This window comes from Fictibacillus arsenicus, from assembly GCF_001642935.1.
GTDB classification, from domain to species: domain Bacteria; phylum Bacillota; class Bacilli; order Bacillales; family Fictibacillaceae; genus Fictibacillus; species Fictibacillus arsenicus_B.
Genome location: NZ_CP016761.1, coordinates 390,056 through 404,560, shown reverse-complemented (window position 1 = coordinate 404,560; position 14,505 = coordinate 390,056). Strand labels below are relative to the sequence as shown.

Below are 14,505 nucleotides of genomic sequence, written 5' to 3'. Positions count from 1 at the left end.
AGATTGCTACTTTTGAACATTTTTTAGTTGAGTAGGCTTCTTTGACTAGTTGATTGGAGAGCAAGGTGCGAGACTCCTGCGTGCCAACTACCTGAATATACTTCTTGCAAGGCATGCGACGAGGAACATGCTTCGTTACGATTTGCTTGTAGACGCAGGAGCACACAAACTTACTTGAAGGTGAGACTCCTAAAGGCGCAAAGCGCGAGGAGGCTCACCGCACGCCCCGCGGAAAGCGAGCATCCTGGAACGGAAATCAACATCTACAAAGGCAACATTGCTTAGGAAAACAGCTTAAGAAAGCAGGGATAGGTAGGAAAAAACAGCTACAAGATTGCAGCTGTTTTAAAATTATTCGCCGAGTTTTTTAATTTGTGATAATAGATCATTGTAAACAGCGATATCATCCAGCAAACCGCTTTGTTCGAGCAGATCAGCGTTCAGTTCCCCGTCTTTTATAACTGATAAATACTTATCTATTCCCTCTTGAAGCTGATTATTATGTTCAATCACCTGATTGTGAACATCTTCAAACACAGAAGGCGGTGTTAAATCGCTAAACTCACTAATGTCTGATTTCATATCTCCCAGCAGCTGTTCAAGTTCTTCTCTCGCTTTTGGGTCGTTTACTGCCGTTTCTGCAATTGCAGAAATCTCTTTTGAAAATTGTTGTACATCATTAATATACTCAGTAGCTTCAGGTACATAGTTCAGACCATTTGTTACTTCATTCACTGCAGAACAACCCGTTAATACCGTGATTGATAATAAAGCGGCCATTAAAGTCTTTTTCATTTTTGTCTCCTTTTCCCTTTATATTGGAATGGATTTGAATAAAAAAAACGCCCCTTTTTCTTGAGCGTTTCATATTTCTGCTTATTGTTATATACGGCTTGTAATGATTTAAGTTTCATTACATTCTTAATGAGTAAAAAAGATCAGTGAACTTATCGATTACATTCTCAAGTTTTAAATTTTCTTTCTCACCATATACCTTTGATTTTAACCGTTCAGGGTTAATAGAAGACAATTCTTTCATGTAAGCCTCAATCTTTTTAAGTACGGCATTAAAACTTTCCAACGAAATTTCTTTTTTATAGATTTTCGAATCTTTAATACGGTTTTCGAAAAGCTTTTGAAGCGTTTCATTAGAAAATTTAATATCTACTGCTTTTCTCGTTCCATATCCGTCCACGATATAGAACATGGTTGTTCCTTCTGACTTTTTGCTGGGATCGGCAAACTTTATTTCTGAAGTCAGGCTTCCGACTCTTACCTCCATTTTAAACGAACCTGAAGAAAATACCTGGTTTGGCGCAAGTGTTACAACAGGATTGTTCACTGAAGGATTGGTTGATGGAGGAACTTGAACTGGCGGGTTTGTTTCCTCTACTGGCAGTTCAATTTCGTTCGTTGGGTCACTTTCCCCGTTTTGATTTCCTGGTTCCTCAGGTACATGCTTCTTAACAATCTCTTCAATTTGGTTCCATAATAATTCCCGTACCGTCTCTAATAATCCTTCAGCAGATTTTAAATGTTTCTTTACTTGACCTTGTGGCGAGTCTGCAAGCAATTTCTCCAGATTATTCTTTAAACCGAGCAAAAATTTTTCAAGTGACTCAGAAACTTCTTCTTTAAAGGTATCTAAGCCAGTTTCAGGAGTTTCTTTCAGCTCACCTTTAATAGAATGGATAAAGTCAGAGGAGCTATCCGCTAATTCATGCCTCCAGTTGTTATAGATCCGTTCCGCTTCTTTTGCTCCTTGATGATGTTTCTCTATATCTTTTCTGGTATACGTTTTAAAAGGTTTATTTTCATGAACACTCTTTTCAAAATAATCTTCTTTTTTATTTTCTTTATGAAGTTTCTCGGGAGGAATGACTTCAAGATGCTGAGTCTTTTTCACATGATGATTATTTTTCAAATGCCCAAAAGCAAAATGGTTTCCTCGATCATAAGAAAATGCCCGCACTGCATGATTTGCCATCTTGAAAAACTCCTTTTCCCGTTAATTTTTGTTTTCTTCCTGACTTTTTGGACAAAATAAAAAAGCCCACAACAGAAGATAAAGTCTTCTTATGCCGGCCGGTTGCATCACTAGCTCCACATACTTATAGATGCCCAAATAAAAAGTATGCTTCCACGCTTCCATTAATTTCAATTATAATAGCAAAAATCTAAGACAACAATATATTTTTTGTGGTTTTAAAGAGCATTCACTTTAAAAAGAAAGGATGACAAGAATGAGTAATAAGGATAAAGCTTATGAAGGAAAAGATGAACTATACTTAGATATCGATAGGATGATTAACGAAGGAATGGCTGGCGGTACTGTGGCAGACACTGAAGATCTAAGACAGATCGGTTATGATACTGACATTACCTCACAAGAAGAACCGCCAACTATCGCAAGTGAAAGAGAAGAAAAAGATAAATAAAAAACAAAGGGGCTGACTCAAAAGGACACATAACGTGACCTTTTGGTGTCAGCCTTTTTTAATATGTCTTTTTGCACAATAAAAAAATCGCCCTATTTAGTATGATTAAGTCACCACAACAACAACCATACAAAAGGAGCGATTTTTTTATGAAACATGATCATATTTCTTTCATCGATTATAACATGGATCAACTGACTCTTCCAATGGATATAAGTGAATTAATTCCCTCGCATAGTGTGGCACGCGTTGTAAACGAAATGATCGAGCGTGTTCCTGACCAACACTTCCTTAAGTATTATCCCGGAGGCGGGCGAAGTACATATCATCCAAAAATGATGGCGAAGATTCTTGTCTATGCCTATACACAGCGCATGTATTCTGGCCGAGAAATTGCTCATCAGCTAACCGTTCACCTTCCTCTTATGTGGCTGAGTGGTTTTCAAACGCCTGATTTCCGTACAATTAATCGGTTTCGTTCCGAACGATTAAAGGGATTAATAGACGACTTGTTTAAACAAGTGATTGTATTACTAGTAGAAGAAGGACAAGTTCAACTCGATTCTTACTTTTTAGATGGAACAAAGATTGAAGCGAACGCCAATCGGTATACATTTGTTTGGAGGAAGAGCACGGAAAAATATAAAGAAAAACTTGAGGGTAAAGTAGAGGAGCTCATTACACAGATCGATGGTGTCTGGAAAGAAGAAGCGTCTTGTGAAGAGAATGAAAAGACGGTTATTTCACCTGAGAAGATTCAAAACAAAGTAAAAGAATGGGAAGGAAAACTGGAGAAAGAACCAAAGAATAAAGAACTTAAGAAAGCTATAAAGGTCATGAAAAAAGACTATCTGCCAAGAAGTCTTAAGTATAAGAAGAACTTATCCATCTGTGGTGATCGAAAAAGTTTTTCAAAAACAGATCCAGATGCGACCTTCATGCGTATGAAGGAAGACCATATGAAAAACGGGCAATTGAAGCCTGGGTACAATGTTCAAATGGCATCAAACGAACAGTTCATCTTATCGTATACCCTGCACCAACGCCCAGGAGACACACGGTGTCTTATCCCGCATCTTCAAGAAGTCAAAGCGAAATTTAATATTGATCCAAAACGCATTATCGCAGATGCAGGTTATGGTTCAGAAGAAAACTATGCGTATTTAGAAGAGAAAAAGCAGGAAGCATACATTAAATATGGCCTGTTTGAGAAGGAACAAAAAAGGTCCTTTAAAAAAAATCCTCATCACCAATCGAACTGGGTTTATGATGAAGAAAAAGACACGTTCACTTGTGCTGCAGGCAAATATCTTTATTTCACCGGGGAGAAGAAGCAAACAACGGAATCGGGGTATGAATCCACGATCAGAGTTTACCAGTGTAACGAATGCGAGGGTTGTCCATTTCGAAAAGATTGCACAACCTCAAAGTATGGCAGAAGTACACAGGTGAATGAAGCCTACCAGGAACTAAAATCGAAAGTAAAAGAACGCCTTTGGACAGACGAAGGAAAACAACTCTATGCGAGAAGAAAAATCGACATAGAGAGTGTTTTCGGTCAGTTCAAGGGCAATCGGTCGTTCCGGAGGTTTTTCCTCAGGGGCTTACCGAAGGTAAATATTGAGATTGGGCTGATCAGTTTAGCCCACAACCTATTAAAATCGGCGGCCAAAAAGGCCGCCTAAAAGCGAAACGAGTCAATTATTTTTTTATAAAAACCAACTATATAAAAAAGAGGCATAACCTCAAAAGTTTTTACACTTTTGGGTCAGCCCCTTTTGGTATTTTACAAAGGCTTAGAAATCTCAGTAAGTGCGTCTCCTGCTTTATCGTTGTCTTCATGTTTAACAGCAAGGTCTCCTAATGAAACAATACCAACCACATTTCCATTATCCAAAACAGGAAGTCTGCGTACTTGATATTCAGACATTAGCTTCTTAGCCTCATCAATCGTCATATCAGGTGTCCCTGTAACAGGATCTAATGTCATACCATCACTGACTGTCCCTTCAATATTCCCGTCAGCTACACACCGAATGACGATATCCCGATCGGAAACAATTCCTTTTAGTTCCCCATTTTCAGAGACCGGAATAGAGCCTATTCCTAAACTTTTCATTAAACCGGCAACTTTAGTAATTTTCGTACTTGGTTCACACGTCTCAATATCTGAAGTCATAATATCTCTTAATTCCATTTTATCGCCTCCTAATAGGTAATACGATTATTCTGTACCTTTTTAAGAGTAAAGCTAAACCTTTCAACTGCATCTCCAGTATTATTGAGCCTTTATAAGTCTGATTTCCTTTAATACTTCTTGATACCTTTGATCAAGTCTTATTTTCTCTTCTTCATTCAAAGTTAATGAAAGCTGTCCGATTAAATCTGTCATTTCAAGTTCAAGCTTCAGTAAATGATCTTTGTGATCTATGGTTTTTGGACCTGTTTTTATATCGCCATTCTTATTTTCAAGATATTCCTTATAGCTCCCCTCAAACCAATAAGCTCCTGGAGGCTGAAGATCCAAAACATGTGTTGCTGCTTTTTCCATTAATCTTCTATCATGTGTCGCAAGGATAAATGTACCCGGATAAGCGATTAACACTTCTTCTAATGCTTCTCTCGTGAACAAATCCAGATAATTCGTCGGCTCATCAAGCAATAACAAATTATAATCATTCAAGAAAAGCTTCGCTAATGCGGTTTTCATCTTTTCTCCGCCGCTAAGCACCTCAACCTTTTTAAATACATCTTCACGTTTAAATAAAAGCCTCGCTAATATCGTCCTTACCCATGTCTCCTCATACAAGCTGTTTTCCATGACATTTTCTAAAATACTTTTTGTCTCATCAAGGATATTTAGATGCTGATGAAAATAGCCAATTTTTAGCTGCTTTGATTTTTCTATTTGTTCATTCCCTCTATATATTGCTTCTAAAAGGGTTGATTTTCCTGTTCCGTTTTTACCTGTTAAAACAACCTTCATACCTGGCTTTACAGTAAAAGATAGGTCAATAAAAAGCTGACGCTCGTCAAACCCAACGGAAAGTTGTTTAACCGCCAGCGCTTGTTTGCCATGTATGACTGAAAACTGCTGAATATCAAAATCGATTTTTGGCTGTTCTTTTGGCTTTTCTTTCTTATCCATCATCTCGATTCTTTTTTCAATTACCTTCGAAGCTTTCTCCAAAGACCTTTTTGCACTTCGAACCTTCATTTTCCCTAATTTCGCCTCACTATATGACATGCGAGCTGGTTTATCTTTCATGCCCTTGGCTTTTGATGATTTCTCCTTTGCAGCATTCTCCAGCCTCGTTTTTTCTTTTACATATTGCTCATATTCAAACTGCTGCCGCTCTTGTTTTTGCTCTTTTTGAATGAGATATTCTGCGTAATTTCCGTGATACAACGTAAATGTTTGCTGATCAAGTTCGATTATTTTTGTGCAAACCATATCAAGAAAAGTTCTGTCATGGGACACGAGCAACACGGCACCTTTATGATGATGAAGAACTTTTGCCAGCTGATCCATCCCTTCAACATCCAAATGGCTCGTCGGCTCATCTAAAATAAGAATGTCTGGCTGCTGCTCAAGAGCTGCCGCTATCTGAGTACGTGTTTTTTCACCGCCGCTCATTGTTTCATAGTTTTTCCCTTTAAGGTTCCACTGACCTTCACTTCTTGCTGTAATCTTTTGTGCACTTTCTTCAAACTGGCTGACAACAGCAAACGTGCCATAATGCTGAACAAATCCAGAATCTGCTTCTTCCATCAGAGAAAGCAGCTTTAAGAATGTTGATTTTCCTGTTCCATTCAACCCCACTAACCCAATACGATCTTTATTAAAGAGCTGAAACGGCTCAGTTTGTTTTAAAATTAATTTTCCTTTGTATGACTTTTCAAGTCCGATTGATTCTAATAAAAGCATAAAAAAACCTCCCAGTTTTACTAGAGAGGTCTGCCCACGCCGAATATCACCATACAAACCGCGTGAAAAAACGGTTTTTTGGCAACAAAAAAACAGGCCTGTAGTTAAGTCCTAAAAATGGGCAGAGTAATCCTATCTAGCGTTCTACTTAATTATTCAAGTAAATGGCTAAAAATAAGATTATTTGCTCATTGGACGTATACACCTGTTCCTTCCGTTATTTTTCTAAATTGTAAGCGATAACCTAAGCGCTCGTCAAGCTTCATTACTTATTCCTGTACCCAATGCAGATTTACTTTTCTTTGATTGGCACCAGGTCTTGTATCTTTCAGCATCCGGATAAAAAGCAGCCCTTTTCTGTAATGCGCTTGAACAGGATCTTGGTGTACCCTGACAGGAAGTGTGATCTCCCGCCTAAATTCCCCAAGCTGAAATTCTTCGGTATTCAAACGATAGGAATCAAGAGAAATAGATAATTTCCCTTGCACCGTCAATTTGAATGGATCTACAAGTACTTCAACGTCCTCGGTGCGGTTCAATCCAGGCAGCGCAAGTACACAGCAGATTTCCTGAGGTGTTTCGTATATGTTGCAAAGCGGATTTTCGTTCCTTATCTCAGAACTCGGTGCTTGATTAGGTGCAAAGAACTGGTCGCCAAAGTATTCTTCCGCCATCCTTTTCCAGTCCATCATTTGTTTCCAAGTGTCCATTCATATTCACCTCTTATGAAGGCGGCCCTAAAGGAACTGAAGGAAGATCAGGATCAGGAAGTTGAGGAGCCGGACCTATATGACCGCCTGTGTTAAATAATTGCGAGACCGGTTGTATAACGCCAGCGCTGCCGATCTGGAGTACTGAGGAATTTTGAATGCCTTCTACTTTTAATTGCTGAATTACAATTGTCTGACTGACAAACAGATTCATGATTCCTCCTCCTCAATTTCTGGATAAGGATTTTTAAGAAAGTTACGAATATGCTTTACACGGGATTGCAGCGTCATCTCGTTGACTGAGCCTATATGAAGAAGAGCGGAACTTGATACACCGAGAATATCAATTTTTCCCACTCTTATAAAAGGACAAGCGTTAAACGTTTTTTTGATTTGTACTGACGGACATACAGGAACAACGACTGGCTGTGAAAAAATGTCGTACTTGTTTAACGGGATATCAAACCTGCCAAAATCTGTACGTTCTCTTTGAATAGCAAGAGCAGCAGAAAAACATTGAATTTTCTCTGTATCACCTGTTTGTAAAATGGAAGATGAGGCAAGTGAATTTAAGATCACTTCATCAACTGCAGATGTTCTGTACATTTTCTCACCTCTATAGCGGAACGAGCGATGTTCCTAAAACAAGTGACTCAGGAGGTGTGTCAAACGCTGATCCAAGATTGATGCAGTCTGCATCGCCCACTAAAACAACAGATGATAGACCAACCCCGATGATGTTGATCTCACCTACAAACAACTCATGGTTGGTTACGCAAAATTTCACTCTCTCCACCTCCGTCTGATTTTGAATCTTTTAAGTGAACAATGAAGGTTTCAATTCCCCGATAGATATCTTCTTTCGTCTTTTGAAGAATTTCTTTGCGTCCCCTCTCATCTTTTGGTTCATATTTTGTAAGATAATGCTTAATTCTTCCCGGCACCTGACGCTGAACATCTTCCAAGATAAAAACACGGTACGATTCATCTAGCGGAACATTTATTTTCGTTTCAAGAGATTGCAAATATACAGGAGCTTCTTTTATAAAAAACTCATCCATCGCTTTTATCATTTCACGGTAATTAGGATTTTCTATGACACTGCGCTTCATTTGTCCTGGCATTTGAACCGTATTCTGGCCGATATTGAATTGCTCGATTAAATCTTTGCTTTCAGCCGAATGCCCTATTCCGATGTGAAGGGTTCCCTCAAGCTTTTCTACTTTTAATTGATCAAACTTGTATTCTACCGTTTTAGGTTCATCAGCGAGTACATTAACCTGCCTTTTAAGCTTTTTTATTTGGTGCTCCAATTCTTTAATTCTGTCATTCTGGTCCTCGAGCATCTGCTTCATCTTGCTTAAATAATAGTTGCTCTCCTCGTTCATACAATCAGCTCCTTAGTAAGATGTATGCCTTCTTTCTAAGGAATTTGCATGTCGCTTAAAAATTTGTAGCGTTGTTATTGTCATTAACGTCCGGATCTTGCGTAAATGTAACGTTATATCCATTATGCAAACGAAGATTATCACCTGTATTAAATGAACCAGCACCCGCATAAGTTTTGGCATAACTAACCGGGCAGATCGTCTGGACGTCACCTACATGAAATACGGAACCGCTAGATACGGAGTTTACAGAAATCTTTCCTACGATAGCCGGCATATACGTTCAGTCCTTTGTTAGGTTCTCCTCATATGCTATGCATACGCCCATCTTTCTGTGATAAAAAACATCTATTCACCTTTAGGCTTCTACCTACATAAGCTATCTCAAAGGGACGACGTCACACTCGTAAACCTTTTTTTAAGAAGGGGGTGTTAAAGTGCCCTGTTTGATTGTTGCACCTATCAACATCAATGCGGCAGAAGGGGTTGTGAATTTCGGCGATACGTTAGTAATCAATCCTAAGACAACAGGAAAAGGATATAACGGCTCTGGCGGCGGAAATACAGGGAACTTTATTCAGACGATTAATGTTGTCAGCGCAACAAACACACTGGACCCTGATGTATTTGATTCTAATAATGCCGGAAATGCGTAGGGGGTATTGCGGATGTTTGGAAAAGGTCCATTGATGCCTTTCTTTAATAACCGTTCTATGGATGACTGGCTAAAGTCATTTGAACAGTTTGTTAACAAGGGAATAACCCAATTCGAGCAATACGCAGATCAGCTGTCATTTGAGGTGGAAACAGAAGAAACAACTCAGGATTACAGGATCTACGCAAACTTAAAAGAATATGAGCCTAAAGATATCCAAATCGAAGTGCTCAACCAGGGACTTCAGATTAAAGCTCAAAAAGAAGAACTTCGGTCAATGAAGAATAAACGTACCGGTCATTTCCAAGAGAGAAAATCAATGAAACGGACAGAACGATTTGTGCAGCTGCCTTTTATGTTTAGAAATGAAGATATTAAAGCTCAATACAATAATGGAATTTTAATGATAACCGTTAACAAGAGTGGTGGAGAGACTGCTAATCCTACTGTTCCAATTGAGGTTCCGAACGAGAATGACGAAGGAAAATTTGAAGAATAAGAATGAAAAAGCTCCTCAATATACCATGAGGAGCCTTTTGTTCGTTTTATCTGCCTAATGTAGGAGCCAGCCACACTTCACCTGTTCCTTCAAAAACATGTAAATAGCCTTCCCCGCTCGTTGCGGATCCGACAATGGAAGAAGATGCACGCTTAACCGAAAAGTCGATGTCACCTTTTCTAAGAAGAGCAAACGTACCGTCTACTTGCAGTTTTTCATCATTCAATTGAACTTTCATAATCTGATTTAGCGGCACTGGACTTTGCAGGACGCAAAAGCCCGAACCCTTTAATTTTGTCTGAAACAGCCCATCATCACCTTTTATAGAAGATGTTAGTTTTTGTCTTGAGACACCAAGCTGCACTGTAGGCTCCGCGGCATAAAACATTCCTTTATCTGCAACTACTTCTTCTTCGTTAAGGTTCATTAAAAGGTAATGTCCATAGGAAGGCTCTAAATAAATCTCACCCGTACCCTCATAGAGAGGCTTGAACAAAGACTCATCCGTAAGAATATTAGAAGCCATTTTTTTCATAAAACCGCCAACACCGCCTGCGTTGCTTTTCAGCTGCAGATCACCCTTCATAAACTGAAGAGCACCCGCCTCAGCTTGTACCGCACCTTGGCGAAGTGTAATCCGGACTTGTTTCAGCTTAACGCCCGTTTCCTTTGCATAATAAGATGAACTGGACCCGGCACTCGTTACAGGCAATTCTTTATATTCAAGGACTTCAAACGTGGCACGGCGTCCTTCTTGTTTTTCTATTACTGTAAATAGAGAATCATTCATGTTATCACCCTCCTCCTAACTAGGATACCAAAGAGTCTCTTAACCTAGTCAAAGCATGGTATAATTCACATAAAAAAAGAGAGGCGTGATTTTTTATGCAAAATAAAATCATTCTAGTCACTACAGATTCTTTTGGTACTGGCAACGACCCTGCCCTAGGCGAAAATGTGATGGAAACATATTTTACTGTACTGAAACAGCAAACAGACCTGCCTGCAGCAATCTTTTTTATGAATCGCGGTGTTTACTGCCTGACAGAACAATCATTGTGCTCCCTTCACCTGAAAGAAATCGAAGAAAAGGGTGTAAAAGTGTTTGGATGCAAAACTTGCGTGGATCATTACAATGTGGAGAATGAACTGGCAGCTGGAGAAATCTCTGGAATGGCGCATTTCGTTGAACTATCGGCGCAATATGAAGTCATTACGATTGCTTAATACATAAATTAATCGATGGTAACCGAATCAAAAAACGCACACCCCCAATGTCGGGAGAGTGCGTTTTTAATTAGCTCTTTTCTAAAATAATGTTGCTTTCTTACGTCCATTCTCTTCATTGACAAGTTGATTGGAGTGCAAGGTGCGAGACTCCTCGAAAATGAAAAATCACATTTTCTTCGTGAGATGTAACGCTGTCGAAACTTTCCTTGTCCTGCGGGATGAGTGGGGCAGTGAGACTCCTAAAGCGCAAAGCGCTAGGAGGCTCACCGCACACCCCGCGGAAAAGCGAGCATCCTGGAACGGAAATCAACTACTTACGAGAACAACAAAGTTTATGAAAACAGCCTTTCAATTTATCTGCGCTTCTCTTCAATAATTCTCTTCTCGTGCGATGTCGGCTCTTCCCTGATCACTGTCTCTCGGTGCACGGGGTCTTTTCTGACTGTGAAAAGTCGCTTAAGCAGCATACCCACCACTCCATAGACAATAATCGCTATGATGGTCGACAGCTCTACAACAAAACCATTTGCGAGTTCGATGTTCGGGAATATAGCTTTGAAAGGCAGCAGCAGCGGCTCACTTAATCCATATATTAGCTGAGCAAAGGCGGCTCCTTCATTTGCGTTGAACAATTGAAAAATGAAACGTAAAACTAAAATTAATTGAATGATGCCTACAATAAATGAAATAATCGTTGCAGGTACGGAACGTCTCATAACAATTCCCTCTTTTCAGTGGATTTGCTCTTAAGATACCCGTAAATTCTACAAATTAAGCATTCGTTGCAGGCTTTAATGCCTTATCGTAGTTTACAAGATATTGTTTCGTGAAGTCCACTAGTTCCACTTGCGGAATCAGACGGCATTCTGCTAATCCTGCTTTCCCTTTTTTTACTGTGTGACCTGCTTCCTCATATGCATTGCCGATCTCCTCAAAAAGTTCCTCACGATAAGAAACTTGAGTAAAAGTCTTCCAAACGCGCTGGCCATCCAGATAATATGGTCCTGCGTTCTCTTCTGTTTTTGGGTTAGGAACACGGTGTTCTGCCAGATGCATCGTCGTATTAGATTCATAACCCACGCCAATTAAAAGAACGTGGCCGCCCAGTTCATACATTTTCCCAAGCGGTGAATCCTCTCCTAAAGCAAAATCAAGAGTTTGACCGTTTATGATCGTTTCTTTATTTTTCCCCCACGCCGCAAAAGATTCAGTAGGATGGTTGCTTCTTATTACTCCAGGAAACGTTCGAAAAGCTTCAACAATCGCTCCCATAAAATATGTCGGTGTAATCTCAGGATCAAAAGCCGGCATTTCATCACGAATGACTGGCCACCATTCTTCAGGTACCGGCGGATTCAGCCAGCCAGCGGGATCTGAATAATGAGCAGTATGTGCAGGCATCACAAGTGTTCCTTCTTCTGTTAGTACGTCCATCAAAGCTTGTACAACGGCAACCGGTCCGCCCACTACCCAGCCTAGCGATTTAAGGGAAGAGTGCACAATTACAGTCATGCCCTCTTTCAAACCAAGATTGCGGAAATCTTCAGCTAAAGAAGACCTCGTTTTTGGAAAATCAGTATCCATTCTGTTCACTCTTTCTTTAGGCTTTTTAAAAAAAGTTTGTAGCTATTCAAATTTTTTTGTTAAGAAGCTTCTTTGCCTAGTTGATTGGAGTGCAAGGTGCGAGACTCCTGCGGGATCAGCGGGACAGGTGAGACTCCTAAAGGCGCAAAGCGCGAGGAGGCTCACCGCACGCCCCGCGGAAAGCGAGCATCCTGGAGCGGAAATCAACCACTTTCAAACAGCAACAATGTTTACTAAAACAGCCTTTTATTATGTTGTACCTACCATTATAACAAGCAATTGGATAAATTTGTTGATGATATCATTGATTGTTTTTGATTGAATTTGAATGTTTTTGATTGAAAAATGTAAGGGCTTACGTTAAACTGAGGTCAATGAATGAAGATTGTTGGAGGTTTATAAAATGTTAACTCCTGAAAGGCATCGTAAAATCATTGAACGATTAGGCGAAAAGCAAGTCGTTACGATACAAGAACTAGTAGAGGCCACATCTTCTTCCGAATCAACAATCCGGAGAGATTTGAGCCAGCTTCAAAAAGAAAAGAAACTTAAACGAGTACACGGCGGCGCTTCTCTTCTGCACCAAAAAAGTGAAGAGTTAAGCGTGGTCGAAAAGACAGCCAGAAATTCTTCAGAAAAAGAGAAAATCGCAAACTTTGCCGCAACGATCGTCAATGATGGCGACTGTATATACATTGATGCCGGTACGACAACACACCTGATGATCCCTCATTTGAAGGATAAAGCGATAACTGTGGTCACGAACGGCATTTCTCACCTGGAGGCTTTGACTGAACACCAAATTACTACGTATTTGGTTGGCGGTCTCGTTAAACCCAAAACAAAAGCACTTGTCGGCAGCGGAGCACTTAACAGCTTAAGCTCATACAGGTTCGATAAATGCTTCATGGGGATAAACGGCGTACATCTTGAGGCGGGATTCACTACACCTGACCCTGAGGAAGCAGCAGTAAAACGGCTTGCGATCTCTCTTTCACAAGAAGCTTTTATTTTAGCTGATTACAGCAAGTTCAACGAAGCTTCGTTCTCCAAAGTTGCTGATTTAAACGAAGCTGTCATTTTAACAAACGAAATGGACGAAGACGCTGCCTATGATTTTGAAGATAAAACAGAAATAAGGGTTGTGACATCATGATATATACTTGCACACTCAATCCATCCATTGATTACGTCGCAAGAGTAAAATACTTTAAAGAAGGTCATCTGAACCGGACAGAATCAGCGCAAATGTATCCTGGCGGAAAAGGAATCAATGTTTCCAGAGTCCTTAAACGTCTAGGGATTGAAAGTACTGCTTTAGGATATACCGGTGGCTTTACGGGAGAATTCATAAAAGAATTTCTCACAAATGAAACGATTATCCACGATTTCATAACAGTTTCGGATGTTACAAGAATCAATGTAAAACTCAAATCCGAAAAAGAAACAGAGATTAATGGACTTGGCCCAAGTATCTCTTCTTCTAATCAGAAAAAACTGCTTGAAAAGATAAACAGTATGAATGAAGGTGACTTTCTCGTTTTAGCGGGAAGTATCCCTCAATCTATCTCAGAAGATTTTTACGGAGAGATTGCAAAAAAATGCCTTCAAAAAGGTGTAAAAGCTGTTATTGATACAGCAGGAACAGCACTTATAAAGACTTTTCCTCATAGTCCATTTTTAATAAAACCTAATCATCACGAGCTGGGCGCTCTTTTTCAAACTAAGATTGAGAGTGTTGAAGACGCGGTTTTTTATGGGAAGAAATTGCTGAATGAAGGTGTGGAGAATGTCATCGTTTCTATGGCTGGTGAGGGTGCAATTTTCCTTAATAAGCAGCACGCTCTTCTTGCTAATGTACCAGCTGGAATCGTAAAAAATTCTGTTGGCGCTGGAGATTCAGTAGTAGCTGGTTTTCTGTCACAGATTATCCAGCATAACGATATTCAAACCGCATTTAATTACGGAGTCGCTTCTGGTAGTGCTACTGCATTTTCGGAAGATCTTTGTACAAAAGAGCTAGTTGAGAAATTAGTAAAAGAAATCTCTATTAAAGAGATATAAAGCTTTACC

The 14,505-nt window shown here is 39.7% G+C and carries 20 protein-coding genes and 1 riboswitch; of the genes, 7 read left to right on the top strand and 13 right to left on the bottom strand.

Going from position 1 to position 14,505, the window contains the following annotated elements; translation table 11 throughout:
* Positions 1 to 351 precede the first annotated feature (351 nt).
* Positions 352 to 795: a DUF6376 family protein gene (locus ABE41_RS02260; RefSeq protein WP_066286109.1), complete on the bottom strand. Its 444-nt coding sequence runs from the start codon at positions 793 to 795 to the stop codon at positions 352 to 354.
* A 118-nt stretch (positions 796 to 913) separates the two neighbouring features.
* The gene (locus tag ABE41_RS02255; RefSeq protein WP_066286106.1) at positions 914 to 1,987 is read right to left on the bottom strand and encodes a hypothetical protein; all 1,074 of its coding nucleotides are present in this window, start codon (positions 1,985 to 1,987) and stop codon (positions 914 to 916) included.
* Positions 1,988 to 2,074: 87 nt separating this feature from the next.
* Positions 2,075 to 2,159: riboswitch (cyclic di-GMP riboswitch) on the bottom strand.
* Between the two features lie 84 nt (positions 2,160 to 2,243).
* Here ABE41_RS02255 and ABE41_RS02250 point away from each other — a divergent pair.
* Entirely contained in the window at positions 2,244 to 2,438 is a 195-nt protein-coding gene (locus ABE41_RS02250; RefSeq protein ID WP_066286105.1) for a hypothetical protein, read from the top strand.
* 149 nt (positions 2,439 to 2,587) lie between these two features.
* Positions 2,588 to 4,123, top strand: a complete 1,536-nt coding sequence (locus tag ABE41_RS02245) for an IS1182 family transposase (RefSeq protein WP_066286103.1) — start codon at positions 2,588 to 2,590, stop codon at positions 4,121 to 4,123.
* 101 nt (positions 4,124 to 4,224) lie between these two features.
* Here ABE41_RS02245 and ABE41_RS02240 read toward each other — a convergent pair whose 3' ends face one another.
* The 8 genes from ABE41_RS02240 to ABE41_RS02205 all read right to left on the bottom strand — a co-directional run bounded on the left by ABE41_RS02240 (position 4,225) and on the right by ABE41_RS02205 (position 8,741).
* Positions 4,225 to 4,635 (bottom strand): CBS domain-containing protein, encoded by a 411-nt coding sequence (locus tag ABE41_RS02240; protein WP_066286101.1) that lies wholly within the window; start codon positions 4,633 to 4,635, stop codon positions 4,225 to 4,227.
* An 81-nt stretch (positions 4,636 to 4,716) separates the two neighbouring features.
* Positions 4,717 to 6,366, bottom strand: a complete 1,650-nt coding sequence (abc-f, locus tag ABE41_RS02235; RefSeq protein WP_066286100.1) for a ribosomal protection-like ABC-F family protein — start codon at positions 6,364 to 6,366, stop codon at positions 4,717 to 4,719.
* A 269-nt stretch (positions 6,367 to 6,635) separates the two neighbouring features.
* Positions 6,636 to 7,076: an Hsp20/alpha crystallin family protein gene (locus ABE41_RS02230; protein WP_066286098.1), complete on the bottom strand. Its 441-nt coding sequence runs from the start codon at positions 7,074 to 7,076 to the stop codon at positions 6,636 to 6,638.
* Between the two features lie 13 nt (positions 7,077 to 7,089).
* Positions 7,090 to 7,290, bottom strand: a complete 201-nt coding sequence (locus tag ABE41_RS02225; RefSeq protein WP_066286096.1) for a spore germination protein GerPB — start codon at positions 7,288 to 7,290, stop codon at positions 7,090 to 7,092.
* A complete protein-coding gene (locus tag ABE41_RS02220; RefSeq protein ID WP_066286093.1) occupies positions 7,287 to 7,682 on the bottom strand; it encodes a spore germination protein GerPE in 396 nt (131 codons plus the stop codon). The genes ABE41_RS02225 and ABE41_RS02220 overlap by 4 nt, the downstream gene beginning before the upstream one ends.
* 10 nt (positions 7,683 to 7,692) lie before the next feature.
* Positions 7,693 to 7,863 carry a spore gernimation protein GerPD gene (locus ABE41_RS02215; RefSeq protein ID WP_066286091.1) on the bottom strand — a complete coding sequence of 57 codons (171 nt, stop codon included), beginning with the start codon at positions 7,861 to 7,863 and terminating at the stop codon, positions 7,693 to 7,695.
* A complete protein-coding gene (gene gerPC, locus ABE41_RS02210) occupies positions 7,838 to 8,464 on the bottom strand; it encodes a spore germination protein GerPC (RefSeq protein ID WP_066286089.1) in 627 nt (208 codons plus the stop codon). The genes ABE41_RS02215 and gerPC overlap by 26 nt, the downstream gene beginning before the upstream one ends.
* A 55-nt stretch (positions 8,465 to 8,519) precedes the next feature.
* Positions 8,520 to 8,741 (bottom strand): spore germination protein, encoded by a 222-nt coding sequence (locus ABE41_RS02205; RefSeq protein ID WP_066286087.1) that lies wholly within the window; start codon positions 8,739 to 8,741, stop codon positions 8,520 to 8,522.
* 160 nt (positions 8,742 to 8,901) lie between these two features.
* Here ABE41_RS02205 and ABE41_RS02200 point away from each other — a divergent pair, with 160 nt between their 5' ends.
* Entirely contained in the window at positions 8,902 to 9,120 is a 219-nt protein-coding gene (locus tag ABE41_RS02200) for a spore germination protein (protein ID WP_066286086.1), read from the top strand.
* 12 nt (positions 9,121 to 9,132) lie between these two features.
* Positions 9,133 to 9,618 carry an Hsp20/alpha crystallin family protein gene (locus ABE41_RS02195; RefSeq protein WP_066286084.1) on the top strand — a complete coding sequence of 162 codons (486 nt, stop codon included), beginning with the start codon at positions 9,133 to 9,135 and terminating at the stop codon, positions 9,616 to 9,618.
* A 46-nt stretch (positions 9,619 to 9,664) separates the two neighbouring features.
* Here the strand turns inward: ABE41_RS02195 and ABE41_RS02190 are convergent, their stop codons facing one another.
* On the bottom strand, positions 9,665 to 10,408 hold the full coding sequence (locus ABE41_RS02190) for an AIM24 family protein (RefSeq protein WP_066286082.1): 744 nt from the start codon (positions 10,406 to 10,408) through the stop codon (positions 9,665 to 9,667).
* A gap of 95 nt (positions 10,409 to 10,503) precedes the next feature.
* Here ABE41_RS02190 and ABE41_RS02185 point away from each other — a divergent pair, with 95 nt between their 5' ends.
* Positions 10,504 to 10,845: a DsrE family protein gene (locus ABE41_RS02185; protein WP_066286079.1), complete on the top strand. Its 342-nt coding sequence runs from the start codon at positions 10,504 to 10,506 to the stop codon at positions 10,843 to 10,845.
* Positions 10,846 to 11,201: 356 nt separating this feature from the next.
* On the opposite strand, the gene ABE41_RS02175 is transcribed toward ABE41_RS02185, so the two are convergent.
* Positions 11,202 to 11,564 (bottom strand): YggT family protein, encoded by a 363-nt coding sequence (locus ABE41_RS02175; protein ID WP_066286073.1) that lies wholly within the window; start codon positions 11,562 to 11,564, stop codon positions 11,202 to 11,204.
* A 55-nt stretch (positions 11,565 to 11,619) separates the two neighbouring features.
* Positions 11,620 to 12,432 carry an AAC(3) family N-acetyltransferase gene (locus tag ABE41_RS02170; RefSeq protein WP_066286071.1) on the bottom strand — a complete coding sequence of 271 codons (813 nt, stop codon included), beginning with the start codon at positions 12,430 to 12,432 and terminating at the stop codon, positions 11,620 to 11,622.
* 403 nt (positions 12,433 to 12,835) lie between these two features.
* On the opposite strand from ABE41_RS02170, the gene ABE41_RS02165 reads away from it, so the two are divergent.
* Both ABE41_RS02165 and pfkB read left to right on the top strand, forming a co-directional pair.
* Positions 12,836 to 13,588: a DeoR/GlpR family DNA-binding transcription regulator gene (locus tag ABE41_RS02165; protein WP_066286067.1), complete on the top strand. Its 753-nt coding sequence runs from the start codon at positions 12,836 to 12,838 to the stop codon at positions 13,586 to 13,588.
* Positions 13,585 to 14,496 carry a 1-phosphofructokinase gene (pfkB, locus tag ABE41_RS02160; RefSeq protein WP_066286065.1) on the top strand — a complete coding sequence of 304 codons (912 nt, stop codon included), beginning with the start codon at positions 13,585 to 13,587 and terminating at the stop codon, positions 14,494 to 14,496. The genes ABE41_RS02165 and pfkB overlap by 4 nt, the downstream gene beginning before the upstream one ends.
* The last annotated feature ends 9 nt before the right edge of the window (positions 14,497 to 14,505 follow it).

Coding starts and splice junctions, on each gene's coding strand:
- ABE41_RS02260 (WP_066286109.1), bottom strand. CDS start 795: ATGAAAAAGACTTTAATGGCCGCTTTATTATCAATCACGGTATTAACG.
- ABE41_RS02255 (WP_066286106.1), bottom strand. CDS start 1,987: ATGGCAAATCATGCAGTGCGGGCATTTTCTTATGATCGAGGAAACCAT.
- ABE41_RS02250 (WP_066286105.1), top strand. CDS start 2,244: ATGAGTAATAAGGATAAAGCTTATGAAGGAAAAGATGAACTATACTTA.
- ABE41_RS02245 (WP_066286103.1), top strand. CDS start 2,588: ATGAAACATGATCATATTTCTTTCATCGATTATAACATGGATCAACTG.
- ABE41_RS02240 (WP_066286101.1), bottom strand. CDS start 4,635: ATGGAATTAAGAGATATTATGACTTCAGATATTGAGACGTGTGAACCA.
- abc-f (WP_066286100.1), bottom strand. CDS start 6,366: ATGCTTTTATTAGAATCAATCGGACTTGAAAAGTCATACAAAGGAAAA.
- ABE41_RS02230 (WP_066286098.1), bottom strand. CDS start 7,076: ATGGACACTTGGAAACAAATGATGGACTGGAAAAGGATGGCGGAAGAA.
- ABE41_RS02225 (WP_066286096.1), bottom strand. CDS start 7,290: ATGAATCTGTTTGTCAGTCAGACAATTGTAATTCAGCAATTAAAAGTA.
- ABE41_RS02220 (WP_066286093.1), bottom strand. CDS start 7,682: ATGTACAGAACATCTGCAGTTGATGAAGTGATCTTAAATTCACTTGCC.
- gerPC (WP_066286089.1), bottom strand. CDS start 8,464: ATGAACGAGGAGAGCAACTATTATTTAAGCAAGATGAAGCAGATGCTC.
- ABE41_RS02205 (WP_066286087.1), bottom strand. CDS start 8,741: ATGCCGGCTATCGTAGGAAAGATTTCTGTAAACTCCGTATCTAGCGGT.
- ABE41_RS02195 (WP_066286084.1), top strand. CDS start 9,133: ATGTTTGGAAAAGGTCCATTGATGCCTTTCTTTAATAACCGTTCTATG.
- ABE41_RS02190 (WP_066286082.1), bottom strand. CDS start 10,408: ATGAATGATTCTCTATTTACAGTAATAGAAAAACAAGAAGGACGCCGT.
- ABE41_RS02185 (WP_066286079.1), top strand. CDS start 10,504: ATGCAAAATAAAATCATTCTAGTCACTACAGATTCTTTTGGTACTGGC.
- ABE41_RS02175 (WP_066286073.1), bottom strand. CDS start 11,564: ATGAGACGTTCCGTACCTGCAACGATTATTTCATTTATTGTAGGCATC.
- ABE41_RS02170 (WP_066286071.1), bottom strand. CDS start 12,432: ATGGATACTGATTTTCCAAAAACGAGGTCTTCTTTAGCTGAAGATTTC.
- ABE41_RS02165 (WP_066286067.1), top strand. CDS start 12,836: ATGTTAACTCCTGAAAGGCATCGTAAAATCATTGAACGATTAGGCGAA.
- pfkB (WP_066286065.1), top strand. CDS start 13,585: ATGATATATACTTGCACACTCAATCCATCCATTGATTACGTCGCAAGA.